The sequence below is a fragment of the Aeromonas sp. FDAARGOS 1402 genome (assembly GCF_019046925.1).
GTDB lineage: Bacteria > Pseudomonadota > Gammaproteobacteria > Enterobacterales > Aeromonadaceae > Aeromonas > Aeromonas caviae.
Genome location: NZ_CP077201.1, coordinates 3,794,282 through 3,807,232, shown reverse-complemented (window position 1 = coordinate 3,807,232; position 12,951 = coordinate 3,794,282). Strand labels below are relative to the sequence as shown.

12 protein-coding genes are annotated in these 12,951 nt (G+C 59.2%); 10 read left to right on the top strand and 2 right to left on the bottom strand.

Features of this window, described 5'->3' with window-relative positions:
* Window positions 1–176 precede the first annotated feature (176 nt).
* Together gyrA and I6L32_RS17860 are read left to right on the top strand one after the other, a co-directional pair.
* The gene (gyrA, locus tag I6L32_RS17865) at window positions 177–2,924 is read left to right on the top strand and encodes a DNA topoisomerase (ATP-hydrolyzing) subunit A (protein ID WP_216944286.1); all 2,748 of its coding nucleotides are present in this window, start codon (window positions 177–179) and stop codon (window positions 2,922–2,924) included.
* A gap of 304 nt (window positions 2,925–3,228) precedes the next feature.
* A complete protein-coding gene (locus tag I6L32_RS17860; protein ID WP_216944285.1) occupies window positions 3,229–3,402 on the top strand; it encodes a hypothetical protein in 174 nt (57 codons plus the stop codon).
* Window positions 3,403–3,408: 6 nt separating this feature from the next.
* Here I6L32_RS17860 and I6L32_RS17855 read toward each other — a convergent pair whose 3' ends face one another.
* On the bottom strand, window positions 3,409–4,464 hold the full coding sequence (locus I6L32_RS17855; protein WP_216944284.1) for a PA0069 family radical SAM protein: 1,056 nt from the start codon (window positions 4,462–4,464) through the stop codon (window positions 3,409–3,411).
* Between the two features lie 174 nt (window positions 4,465–4,638).
* Between I6L32_RS17855 and I6L32_RS17850 the strand changes: the two genes are divergently transcribed.
* Window positions 4,639–5,229, top strand: a complete 591-nt coding sequence (locus tag I6L32_RS17850; RefSeq protein ID WP_164882852.1) for a tetratricopeptide repeat protein — start codon at window positions 4,639–4,641, stop codon at window positions 5,227–5,229.
* Between the two features lie 3 nt (window positions 5,230–5,232).
* On the opposite strand, the gene I6L32_RS17845 is transcribed toward I6L32_RS17850, so the two are convergent.
* Complete coding sequence (locus tag I6L32_RS17845) at window positions 5,233–5,448, bottom strand: hypothetical protein (RefSeq protein WP_216944283.1); 216 nt, start codon at window positions 5,446–5,448, stop codon at window positions 5,233–5,235.
* A 322-nt stretch (window positions 5,449–5,770) separates the two neighbouring features.
* Between I6L32_RS17845 and thrS the strand changes: the two genes are divergently transcribed.
* The 7 genes from thrS to ihfA all read left to right on the top strand — a co-directional run bounded on the left by thrS (window position 5,771) and on the right by ihfA (window position 12,897).
* Window positions 5,771–7,699: a threonine--tRNA ligase gene (gene thrS / locus I6L32_RS17840; protein WP_052815417.1), complete on the top strand. Its 1,929-nt coding sequence runs from the start codon at window positions 5,771–5,773 to the stop codon at window positions 7,697–7,699.
* Window positions 7,700–7,720: 21 nt separating this feature from the next.
* A complete protein-coding gene (gene infC / locus I6L32_RS17835) occupies window positions 7,721–8,251 on the top strand; it encodes a translation initiation factor IF-3 (protein WP_185219337.1) in 531 nt (176 codons plus the stop codon).
* Between the two features lie 86 nt (window positions 8,252–8,337).
* Window positions 8,338–8,535 (top strand): 50S ribosomal protein L35, encoded by a 198-nt coding sequence (gene rpmI / locus I6L32_RS17830; RefSeq protein WP_005300673.1) that lies wholly within the window; start codon window positions 8,338–8,340, stop codon window positions 8,533–8,535.
* Window positions 8,536–8,550: 15 nt separating this feature from the next.
* Complete coding sequence (gene rplT, locus I6L32_RS17825) at window positions 8,551–8,907, top strand: 50S ribosomal protein L20 (RefSeq protein WP_010674800.1); 357 nt, start codon at window positions 8,551–8,553, stop codon at window positions 8,905–8,907.
* A gap of 306 nt (window positions 8,908–9,213) precedes the next feature.
* The gene (gene pheS, locus I6L32_RS17820; protein WP_041215128.1) at window positions 9,214–10,197 is read left to right on the top strand and encodes a phenylalanine--tRNA ligase subunit alpha; all 984 of its coding nucleotides are present in this window, start codon (window positions 9,214–9,216) and stop codon (window positions 10,195–10,197) included.
* A 12-nt stretch (window positions 10,198–10,209) separates the two neighbouring features.
* A complete protein-coding gene (pheT, locus tag I6L32_RS17815) occupies window positions 10,210–12,597 on the top strand; it encodes a phenylalanine--tRNA ligase subunit beta (protein WP_216944282.1) in 2,388 nt (795 codons plus the stop codon).
* A 3-nt stretch (window positions 12,598–12,600) separates the two neighbouring features.
* Entirely contained in the window at window positions 12,601–12,897 is a 297-nt protein-coding gene (gene ihfA / locus I6L32_RS17810) for an integration host factor subunit alpha (protein ID WP_005300715.1), read from the top strand.
* Window positions 12,898–12,951: the final 54 nt, after the last annotated feature.

The window sequence follows — 12,951 nt, the reverse complement described above, 5'->3', positions numbered from 1 at the left end:
CGCGCAGCGGGCTGGGCGCGCGCAATCTATTGTCCTGGCGCGCATTATAACGGACCGACCTCGTCGCACCAGCCCGATGTGCTCATCGGATTTGTGGCTTAATGTATTTGGCTCAGTGTGTTACCATGTCGCGCTGTTTAAGCCAAAGAACAACTAATTAGGGATTAAGGCTTTCTATGAGCGATCTGGCCAGAGAGATCACGCCGGTCAACATCGAAGAAGAGCTCAAGAGTTCCTATCTGGATTACGCCATGAGCGTGATCGTAGGACGAGCTCTGCCGGATGTGCGTGATGGCTTGAAACCGGTTCACCGCCGCGTTCTGTATGCAATGAACGAGCTGGGGAACGACTGGAACAAGCCCTATAAAAAATCGGCCCGTGTGGTCGGTGACGTAATCGGTAAATATCACCCGCATGGCGACATCGCCGTGTATAACACCATCGTCCGGATGGCGCAGGATTTCTCCATGCGCTACATGCTGGTCGACGGTCAGGGCAACTTCGGTTCGGTGGACGGCGACAACGCCGCGGCCATGCGTTACACCGAAGTGCGGATGGCGCGCATCTCCCACGAGCTGCTGGCCGATCTGGACAAAGAGACCGTGGACTGGGTGCCGAACTACGACGGTACCGAGATGATCCCGGCTGTCATGCCCACCAAGGTCCCCACCTTGCTGGTCAACGGCTCCTCCGGTATCGCGGTGGGCATGGCGACCAACATCCCGCCTCACAACCTCACCGAGATTGTCAACGGTTGCCTGGCGCTGATCGAAAACGGCGACCTCACCATTGACGAGCTGATGACCCATGTCACCGGCCCGGATTTCCCCACCGGCGGCATCATCAACGGCCGTTCCGGCATCGTGCAGGCGTACCGTACCGGTCGCGGCTCCGTCTATGTGCGGGCCAAGGCTGAAGTGGAGGTGGACGAGAAGACCAGTCGCGAGACCATCATCGTCCACGAGATCCCCTATCAGGTGAACAAGGCTCGCCTGATCGAAAAGATCGCCGAGCTGGTCAAAGAGAAGAAAATCGAGGGCATCAGCGCCCTGCGCGATGAGTCCGACAAGGACGGCATGCGCATCGTCATCGAGATCAAGCGCGGCGAGTCCGGCGAGATTGTGCTGAACAATCTCTACAAGCACACCCAGATGCAGACCACGTTCGGCATCAACATGGTGGCGCTGGACAACAACCAGCCCAAGGTGATGAACCTCAAAGAGATCCTGGATGCCTTCCTGCTGCACCGCCGTGAAGTGGTGACTCGCCGGACCGTGTTCGAGCTGCGCAAGGCGCGGGATCGGGCGCACATCCTGGAAGGGTTGGCGGTGGCATTGGCCAACATCGACCCCATCATCGAGCTCATTCGCCACAGTGCGACCCCGGCGGATGCGAAAGCCGCCCTGGTAGCCAAGGGCTGGGAGCTCGGCAACGTGGCCGCCATGCTGGAAAAAGCGGGCGACGACGCGGCTCGCCCCGAGTGGCTGGAGCCCGAGTTCGGCATCCGTGAAGGGCAGTACTTCCTGACAGAGATCCAGGCCCAGGCCATCCTTGACCTGCGTCTGCACAAGCTGACCGGCCTCGAGCACGAGAAGATCCTGGAAGAGTACCAATCTCTGCTGGATCTCATCGCCGAGCTGCTGCACATCCTGGCAAGCCCGGAACGCCTGATGGAAGTGATCCGTGACGAGCTGCTGGCCGTGCGCGAGCAGTACGGCGACGAGCGTCGCACCGAGATCAGCATGTCCAGTGCCGAGATCAACATCGAAGATCTGATCACCCCGGAAGACGTGGTCGTTACCTTGTCTCACCAGGGCTATGTGAAGTATCAGCCGCTCTCCGACTACGAGGCCCAGCGCCGCGGTGGTCGTGGCAAGTCGGCCACCCGGATCAAGGAAGAGGACTTTGTGGAGCGTCTGCTGGTGGCCAACACCCACGACACCATTCTGTGCTTCTCCACCCGTGGCAAGGTCTACTGGCTCAAGGTGTATCAGCTACCGGAAGCGTCCCGTGGCGCCCGCGGTCGTCCGATCATCAACCTGCTGCCGCTGGATGAGGGTGAGCGCATCACCGCCATCCTGCCGGTGAAAGAATATGACGCCGACAAGTATGTCTTCTTCGCCACCGCCAACGGCACCGTGAAGAAGACCAGCCTGTCTGACTTCAGCCGTCCGCTCTCCTCCGGTATCCGTGCCATCAACCTCAAAGAGGGTGATGAGCTGATCGGGGTGGACATCACCGATGGCAGCAACGAGATCATGCTCTTCTCCGATGCGGGCAAGGTGGTTCGCTTTGCGGAAGGCAGTGGTCGTGCCGATGCCGATGCCACTGACGAAGTCGACACCGACGACGACGCCGGCAACGACGATGACGGCAGCGACAACGGCGAAGGCACCGAAAGCAAAGGCACCTTCAAGGGCGTACGTCCCATGGGTCGTACCGCTGCCGGTGTGCGCGGCATCAAGCTGGGCGCCGGTGACAAGGTGGTCTCCCTCATCGTGCCCCGTGGTGATGGTGCCATCCTCACCGCCACCGAGAACGGTTACGGCAAGCGTACCGCGCTGGACGAGTACCCGACCAAGAGCCGGGGTACCCAGGGCGTCATCTCCATCAAGGTGGATGAGCGTAACGGCAAGGTGATCGATGCGATCCAGGTCGAAGATACCGACCAGATCATGCTGATCACCAACGGCGGTACCCTGGTTCGTACCCGGGTGTCCGAGGTGAGCGTCATCGGCCGCAACACCGGCGGTGTGCGTCTGATCCGTACCGGTGAAGACGAGACCGTGGTCGGCCTGCAGCGTGTTGCCGAGAGCGACGAAGAGGAAACCGAGGCCCTGGCTGTTGAAGGGGAGGTGTCTGAAGGCACCGACACCGCAGCGGACGCTGGCGCCGTCGATACCGGGGAGGCGAGCGACGAGTAATCGTCCCCCTTTGTCCGGTGCAAAAGAGCGACCTTGATGGTCGCTCTTTTTTTGTCCGCCTCACCGCAGGCTCTCCCCGTCCTTGTGCTTGCCCAGCAGCTCTCTTCTCTGGTGCCCGGCTCCGTCTGCCGTGCATGCAGCCCTGCCTGCCACGGCGTCATATTCCTGATATGCAGGGTTGACCCCATCGCATCAACACGATTCCTTCACTCGGCTGTCATGGCCCTGTCATGACGGCCAGCCATGCTGCCTGCGTTGAATGAGGCCACCACAGAGGCAGGCATCGCTTGCCAGGAGCACTGTTATGACGAGCTGGGTAATGTGGGAGATCTGGTGGAGCCGGATGTGGGGAGGGCAGGAGAAGGCGCGCCTTAGGGTGGATGAGGAGGAGGTGGCGCACGAGCCATCACGCCTGCCTGCGGAGCTGATTGCACAGCGCCACCCAGCGGGGAGCTGCCCGCCGAGAACACGGGGCTGACGGTGCTCAGAACAGACGCAACTGCTCGCCCGGGCGGATGAAGGCGGCTGTATTGAGTGCTATATGGCGCTTGCCCAGTTGCAGCCGCCTGCTGATCAGGCGAAAGCGCTGGGCGAGCAGGTCGGCAAACTGTCCTTCACCTCGCATGCGGCTACCAAAGGTGGCGCTGTTGAGTGCGCCACCCCGGCTTGCCCGCAGCTGGTTGAGGATCGCCTCTTTCTGGCCGGGATAGTACGTATCGAGCCAGTCGCAAAAGAGGGTGGTGAGCTCGTGGGGCAATCGCAGCAAGATGTAATCCGCACAGCCCGCCCCGGCGTCGACGGCGGCCTTGATGATCTGTTCCAGTTCCGGCTCGTTGAGCCTGGGGATCATGGGGGCGGCGAGCACGCCGACCGGCACACCGGCCTTGGCCAGTCGTTCGATCACCTTGATCCGCCCAACCCCCGTGCTGGCCCTGGGCTCCAGCTGTCGCCTCAGCGTCTCATTGAGGGTGGTGACCGACACCATCACCTGGCATAACCCTTCCCGGGCCAGCTCGGTCAGCAGATCGAGGTCGCGCAGGATCATGGCGCTCTTGGTGATGAGCCCTACCGGATGGCGATGAGCCAGCATCACCGTCAGGAGTTCGCGAGTCAGGCGATAGTGGTGCTCGATGGGTTGATAGGGATCGGTATTGGCCCCCAGCACGATGGTTTGTGGCTGATAGGCTGGCTTGGCAAACTCCCGTCGCAGCAGCTCGGCAGCATTGATTTTGGCAAACAGCTTGCTCTCGAAATCCAGCCCGGGGGAGAGCTCAAGGTAGGCGTGGCTGGGTCTGGCATAGCAGTAGATGCAGCCATGCTCGCACCCCTGATAGGGATTGATGGAGCGACCGAAGGGAAGATCCGGCGAATCGTTGTAGCTGATGATGCTGCGGGCGCTGATCTCCGTCACCTCGGTACGGGGAGCGCTGGCGGCAAATGCCGCGTCCCAGTCGCTCTGACTCCAGCCGTCGTCAACGGTTTCGATTTGCGGGCCGCTGAAGCGGTGCTCGACATTGTGGTTCGCGCCTCGTCCTGCCATCACATCACCAATGCACTGTTTATATATACAGTTATTTTGCTGTGTAGCCCGTCAAACTGCAAGTTCGCAAAGAGCGACCCCATGAAAGAGGGTGAACCCGGGTGATCTCCTGCTTGATCTGTTGCTACATTTCGTTTACATAGACGAAATGCGAACCAGATCACGGAAAATGTCATGCAACCTACTACTGCCCGCTGGCTCTTCATCGCCCTCATTGCGCTGGTCATCTGGCGTCTGATCCCGCTCTCCACCGATCAGGAGCTGGCGGCGGCCAACCGCGCCTGGCGGACAGGGCACTTTGATGAGGCGACCCGGATCTGGTCGCCGCTGGCGGAGCAGGGCCAGCCACGGGCACAGGCGCTGATGGGTTGGAGCCATGAAGTGGGGCAGGGGAGCGAGCAGGATATGGATCGCGCCATCCGACTCTATCGTCAGGCTGCGCAGGCGGGGGACGCTTTCGGCCAGTATCGGCTGGGAGAGGTCTATCTGCGCGGGGCCGGGGTGAAGCGGGATCTGCACGAGGCGTTTCGCTGGATGGAGCTGGCAGCCAGGAACGGTGATGTGCCCGCCATGCTGAAGGTGGGCATCCTGCACCTGATGGGGGTCAACGGGCGGGTTGAACTGGCCGAGGCGAAGCAGTGGCTCTATCAGGCCTCGCAAAAGGGCAACAAGATGGCACTCCAGGTGTTGCAGGAGATGGCGCTGGCCGAGGAGGGGCGCAGCGCCTTCGATTTCAATGGCCACTCTTTTCTGAACGCCGGTTAGGGATCAACGGCTGGCGGTGACTTTGCCGGGCGTCACTTCGGTGACATAGAGGGTACTGCGCTCGGCACTGTGGACGATGCTGCATACCTCCCGCTTGCTGCCATCACCCAGGATCACCAGCTCACCGATATGGACGGGACAGTGAGTCGTGAGAAGGTGATCCGGATGAACCAGCTTTTCTGCATGCTCCGGAAATGAAATGTCGTAGGTGTACATCATGCTCTCCTTGCTTTGGCTGACGCCTCAATCTGGTACAGGGTATGGCAGCAGAAGGGCGCCCTCGCAAGTACGACAGATTGACACCCGCGCTTAGGCGGTATGCAAAATCGCCAAGACAGCTTGTCTGGGTTGTCGCGTCTGATACAATCCCCCGCTGTACCTCTCAATGGATGGCCTTGCACACGCCATATGGTGTGCCACTGCCGTGTACCAACCGTATTGTGAACGGTGAAACTCGGGAGTGAACAGCTGGACATGAAAGGGTTTCTCCAACCTGCATGTGGCCTTTGGTAGGGGTCACCACTGTATAAGGAAACACCTAATGCCAATCATTACTCTGCCTGACGGCAGCCAACGTCAATTTGCCCACGCCGTTTCCGTCATGGATGTGGCCGCGGACATTGGTCCCGGTCTCGCCAAGGCGTGCATTGCCGGTCGGGTAAACGGTGAACTGGTGGATGCCTGTGAGCTGATCGAAACCGATGCCTCCCTGGCCATCATCACCGCCAAAGACGAAGAAGGTCTGGACATTCTGCGCCACTCCTGTGCTCACCTGCTGGGTCATGCCATCAAGCAACTCTGGCCCCAGACCAAGATGGCCATCGGTCCCGTCATCGATAACGGTTTCTACTATGACATCGATCTCGACCGCACCCTGACCGACGAAGATCTGGCTGCCCTGGAAGAGCGCATGCTGGCGCTGGCCGCCAAGGATTACGACGTCATCAAGAAGAAGGTCTCCTGGCAGGAAGCACGTGACGTGTTCGAAGCCCGTGGCGAGACCTATAAGGTCGAGATCCTGGATCAGAACATTGCCCGTGATGACCAGCCCGGTCTGTATCATCACGAAGAGTACATCGACATGTGTCGCGGCCCGCACGTGCCCAACATGCGTCATTGCCACCACTTCAAGTTGCAGAAGATGTCCGGCGCCTACTGGCGCGGCGACTCCAACAACAAGATGCTGCAGCGCATCTACGGCACCGCCTGGGCCGACAAGAAGCAGCTCAAGGCCTATTTGCAGCGTCTGGAAGAGGCCGCCAAGCGCGACCACCGCAAGATCGGCAAGCAGCTCGACCTGTACCACATGCAGGAAGAAGCGCCGGGCATGGTGTTCTGGCACAACGACGGCTGGACCATCTTCCGCGAGCTGGAAACTTTCATCCGCGGCAAGCTCAAAGAGTACGACTATCAGGAAGTGAAAGGCCCCTTCATGATGGATCGCGTGCTGTGGGAGCGTTCAGGTCACTGGGAGAAATACGCCCAGGCCATGTTCACCACCCAGTCCGAAAACCGCGAGTACGCCATCAAGCCGATGAACTGCCCGGGTCACGTGCAGATTTTCAACCAGGGTCTGAAATCCTACCGCGATCTGCCCCTGCGCATGGCCGAGTTCGGCTCCTGCCACCGCAACGAGCCGTCAGGCTCCCTGCACGGCCTGATGCGGGTACGGGGCTTCACTCAGGATGACGCCCACATCTTCTGTACCGAAGAGCAGATCATGGAAGAGGTGTCTGCGTGCATCCGCATGGTCTATGACGTCTACGGCACCTTCGGTTTCGAAAACATCGTGGTGAAGCTCTCGACCCGTCCGGAGCAGCGTATCGGCTCTGATGAAGCCTGGGATCGTGCCGAGGCCGCGCTGGCCGAGGCGCTGGAACTCAACGGCCTGAAGTACGACCTGCAACCGGGCGAGGGGGCTTTCTACGGTCCCAAGATCGAGTTTACCCTGCACGATTGCCTTGATCGTGCCTGGCAGTGTGGTACCGTGCAGCTCGACTTTGCCCTGCCGGGCCGTCTTGGCGCCACCTATGTGGGCGAAGATAACGAGCGTCACATCCCCGTGATGATCCACCGCGCCATTCTGGGTTCGCTGGAGCGCTTCATCGGGATCCTGACGGAAGAGTACGCCGGTCTGTTCCCGACCTGGCTGGCGCCGACCCAGGCCGTGGTCATGAATATCACGGATAACCAGGCCGATTATGCTGTGAAAGTTGCCAAGGCATTGAATGATGCGGGCCTTCGCGCAAAAGCGGACTTGAGAAATGAGAAGATTGGCTTTAAAATCCGCGAGCATACTTTGAAGCGGGTACCTTTCATGCTGGTCTGCGGCGACAAAGAAGTAGAAGCCGGCAAGATTGCAGTGCGTACTCGTAAAGGGGCTGACCTGGGCTCTTATCCTGTTGAAGAGCTGATTGCTCTGTTGACCCAGGAAGTTCAGACCCGCGGACAAAAGAAAGTGGAGGAATAAGCTATAAAAGGCGGAAAAAAACTGGGCAAGCAACCGCAAGCCCGCGCTCACCGGATCAATGAAGAGATCCGTCTGAAAGAAGTTCGTCTGACTGGTCTGGATGGTGAAGCCATTGGCATCACCTCCATTCAGGATGCGCTGAACTTGGCCCTTGAGGCTGGAGTGGATCTGGTCGAGATCAGTCCGAACGCTGAGCCGCCCGTTTGCCGGATCATGGATTACGGCAAATTCCTCTACGAAAAGAGCAAGACCACCAAAGAACAGAAGAAAAAGCAGAAAGTCGTCCAGGTCAAGGAAATCAAATTCCGTCCTGGCACCGACGAAGGCGACTATCAGGTAAAACTACGCAACCTGGTTCGCTTTCTGGAAGACGGGGACAAGGCAAAGGTCACCCTGCGCTTCCGTGGTCGTGAAATGGCCCACCAGGATCTTGGTATCAAGGTTCTCGAGCGCGTCAAGAACGATCTGGAAGAGCTGGCCGTAGTCGAATCGTTCCCGAAAGTCGAAGGCCGTCAAGCTGTGATGGTCCTCGCACCCAAGAAGAAATCTTAAGGCCCACAAGAAATTGACTCATGGGGCTGGCCCCATGAGTCGGTTCGCCTTGCGATTTTGTTGTCACTCACAATGCGGAGTATGAAATGCCGAAGATGAAAACCAACCGGGGCGCGGCAAAGCGCTTCAAGAAGACTGGCTCAGGTCGCTTCAAGTGCAAGCACAACCACCTGCGTCACATCCTGACCAAGAAGAGCAGCAAGCGTAAGCGTCAGCTGGGACCGAAGTTCTTTGTTTCCGCTGCCGACCACAAACGTGTTGTCGCTTGTCTGCCGTACGCATAAGGGGGGATGTGAAAAATGCCAAGAGTTAAACGTGGTGTGACCGCTCGCGCTCGTCACAAGAAAGTAATGAAAGCCGCCAAGGGTTACTACGGCGCCCGTTCCCGTGTCTACCGCGTAGCGGTACAAGCGGTAACCAAAGCTGGTCAGTATGCCTACCGTGACCGTCGCCAGAAGAAGCGTCAGTTCCGTCAACTGTGGATTGCACGTATCAACGCTGCAGCCCGTCAGAACGGCCTGTCCTACAGCCGTCTGATCGACGGTCTGAAGAAGGCTTCCATCGAGATCGATCGCAAGATCCTGTCCGATATCGCCGTTCACGACAAGCTGGCTTTCACCGCCCTGGTTGAAAAAGCTAAAGCAGCTCTGGTCTAATCCAGCTCTGTTATAAAAATAAAGGAGGCTCAGGCCTCCTTTTTTGTTGTCTGTTTTTGAGCGTTGGCAGGTAGCATGCTACGTTCATGAATGCTTTATCCTTCCATATGCCAACAAACTAGAACAAACGACGCTTGTCTCAATCCTGTTGCACTTGGCTTGTGGCTTTCTCCATATAACAAAATGATTTGCAGGGAGAAAAGCCCGTCATAACTATGGTCAGCCAAGGGGCTTTTTTTGTATTATTCCCCTCTTGACCTTATTTAGCCTAAAGGCTCCTGTTCCGGGAGTGGTGACGAGGAAGACATGCAACAGCTTGAAGAAGTAGTCGGCCAGGCCAAGGCCGAAATTGAGGGCGTAAGCGACATCGCCGCCCTCGACGAAATCCGGGTCAAATATCTGGGTAAAAAGGGCTTTTTCACCGAGCAGATGAAGGGCCTGGGCGCCCTGTCCGCTGAAGAGCGTCCCGCCGCGGGCGCCGTGATCAACCAGGCCAAACAGCAGGTTCAGGATGCCCTGAACGCGCGTCGTGAAGCCCTCGAAGTCGCCGTGCTGAACCAGAAGCTGGCCGCCGAGACCATCGACGTCAGTCTGCCGGGCCGCCGCATCGAGAATGGCGGTCTGCACCCGGTGACCCGTACCATCGAGCGCATCGAGCGCCTGTTTGGCGAAATGGGCTTCAAGGTTGCCCGTGGTCCCGAGATTGAAGATGGCTTCCACAACTTCGATGCGCTGAATATCCCGGCTCACCACCCGGCGCGTACCGATCACGACACTTTCTACTTCAATCCTGATCTGATGCTGCGTACCCACACCTCCGGTGTGCAAATCCGCACCATGGAACATCAGCAGCCGCCGATCCGCATCATCGCGCCGGGCCGCGTCTATCGTAACGACTACGACATGACCCACACCCCGATGTTCCACCAGGTCGAAGGCCTGCTGGTCGACGAGCATGCCAGCTTCACCGAGCTGAAAGGCATCCTGCACGACTTCCTGCGCAACTACTTCGAGGAAGACTTGACCATTCGCTTCCGTCCTTCCTATTTCCCGTTCACCGAGCCAAGCGCCGAAGTGGACGTGATGGGCAAGAACGGCAAATGGCTGGAAGTGCTGGGCTGTGGCATGGTGCACCCGAACGTGCTGCGTTCGGTCGGCATCGATCCGGAAAAATACTCCGGTTTTGCCTTCGGCATGGGCGTTGAGCGCCTGACCATGCTGCGTTACGGGGTCAACGACCTGCGTGCCTTCTTCGAAAACGACCTGCGCTTCCTCAAGCAGTTCAAGTAAGGGCGAGAGAACATGAAATTCAGTAAATCCTGGGTGATGGAGTGGGTCCGCACCGAGTTGAGTGACAATGCACTGGCCGAGCAGATCACCATGGCCGGTCTGGAAGTGGACGCCGTGGAAGCGGTGGCCGGCCAGTTCAACAATGTGGTCGTGGGTGAAGTGGTCGAGTGCGCCCAGCACCCGGACGCCGACAAGCTGCGGGTGACCAAGGTCAACGTGGGCGAGGCTGAGCTGCTGGACATCGTCTGCGGTGCGCCGAACTGCCGCGCCGGCCTCAAAGTGTGCGTGGCCAAGGTCGGGGCGACCCTGCCGGGTGATTTCACCATCAAGAAAGCCAAGCTGCGCGGCCAGCCGTCCCACGGCATGCTCTGCTCCTTCAGCGAGCTGGGCATCGACGTCGAGGCTGATGGCATCATCGAGCTGCCGCTGGATGCCCCCATCGGGACCGATATCCGTGAATACCTCGCGCTCAACGACGTCAGCATCGATGTGGATCTGACCCCAAACCGTGCCGATTGCCTCGGCATCGCGGGTCTTGCCCGTGAAATCGGCGTGCTCAACAGCGTGGACGTGGTCGAGCCGACCTGGGCGCCGGCTGTTGCCACCTGTGATGCCACCTTCCCGATCCGGGTTGAAGCGCCGGCAGATTGCCCCCGTTATCTGGGCCGTGTCATCAAGGGGCTGAACCTGCACGCCCAGAGCCCGCTCTGGATGCAGGAGAAGCTGCGCCGTGGCGGCATCCGTTCCATCGACGCCATCGTCGACATCACCAACTACCTGCTGCTGGAATACGGTCAGCCGATGCACGCCTTCGATCTGGCGACGCTTGAAGGGGAACTGGTGGTGCGCCGCGCCAAGGCCGACGAGCCGATGACTCTGCTCGATGGCAACGAAGTGAAGCTCAAAGAGACTACTCTGGTGATTGCCGATGCCAAAGGCCCTGCCTGCATGGCCGGCATCTTCGGCGGCGATCGCACCGGTGTCTCCGAGACCACCACCGACATCCTGCTGGAGTGCGCCTTCTTCGCGCCGCTCTCCATCACCGGCCGTGCCCGTGCCTACGGTCTGCATACCGATTCTTCCCACCGCTTCGAGCGCGGGGTGGATCCCGAGCTGCAGGCCAAGGTGATGGATCGTGCCACCCGTCTGCTGCTGGACATCTGCGGCGGTGAAGCGGGTCCGGTCATCGAAGTCAAATCCGATGCCCATCTGCCCAAGGCTGCCCCCATCAAGCTGCGCCGCACCAAGCTCGACAAGGTGATCGGCATCAGCGTGGCGGATGCGCAGGTGGTCGAAATTCTGACTCGTCTGGGCATGCAGGTAACCGTGGATACTGACGGCTGGACCGCGCTGGCTCCCTCCTGGCGTTTCGACATTGCCATCGAGGAAGACCTCATCGAGGAAGTGGCCCGCATCTACGGCTACAACAACATACCGAATCTCAAACCCGCCGCATCCCTCGCGATGGTGGAGCAGGCTGAAGGGCAGGTGACCCTGAAGCGGGTGCGCGACCTGCTGGTTGACCGCGGTTTCCAAGAAGCGATCACCTACAGCTTCGTGGATCCCAAGACCCAGCAAACCCTGTTCCCGCAGAGCGATGCCATCGTGCTGCCGAACCCGATCTCGGTCGAGATGTCCGCCATGCGCGTCTCTCTGTTCCCGGGTCTGGTGCAGGCGGTGGTCTACAACCAGAACCGTCAGCAGCCGCGCGTGCGCCTGTTCGAGCAGGGCCTGCGTTTCATCAAGGACGAGAATGCCGAGAACGGCATCCGTCAGGAGCCCATGCTGGCCGGCATCATCACCGGCAACCAGGGGGACGAGCACTGGGATGTCAAGGCCCGTCCCGTCGACTTCTTCGATCTGAAGGGTGACCTGGAAGCGGTACTGGATCTGACAGCTGAAGGGGCTACCTTCACCTTCGAGCGCACCGAGCACAGTGCCCTGCATCCGGGCCAGAGCGCAGCCATTCTGCGCAATGGCGTCGTGATCGGCCACATCGGCGTGATCCACCCGAGCCTCGAGAAGAAGCTGGGGCTCAAGAGCCGCGCTGTCATGTTCGAGCTGGAGCTGGACAAACTGACGCCGGCCAAGGTGCCGGTTGCTGCCGAAGTATCCAAGTTCCCGGCCAACCGTCGCGATATCGCCGTGGTGGTTGACAGACAGATCCTGGCAGGCGACGTTCTGGCAGTAATTAAAAAAGTTGGCGGAAATCAGTTAGTTGGAATAAACTTGTTCGACGTATACCAGGGCGCTGGTATGGCAGAGGACAAGAAGAGCCTGGCCATCAGCCTGGTGTTGCAAGACACCCAGCGCACCCTGGAGGAGAAAGAGATCGCCGAGACCGTGGACAATGTCGTGCGGGCCCTCGGTGAAGAGTTGAATGCATCCTTGAGGGATTGATCTATGGCGCTTACCAAAGCCGACATTGCAGAGCACCTGTTCACCCAGCTCGGGATGAGCAAGCGTGAAGCCAAAGATATGGTGGAAGCCTTCTTTGAGGAGATCAGACAGGCGCTCGAGCGTGGCGAACAGGTCAAGATTTCCGGCTTCGGTAACTTCGATCTTCGCGAGAAGAACCAGCGTCCCGGACGCAACCCCAAGACGGGGGAGGATATTCCCATCAGCGCCCGTCGTGTGGTGACCTTCCGGCCCGGCCAGAAGCTCAAGGCCAGGGTAGAAAATGTTGAACCCAACGAGTGACAAAAAGCCAGGCAATCGCCTGGCTTTTCCGTTCCGATGATAAAAATCCTTCTG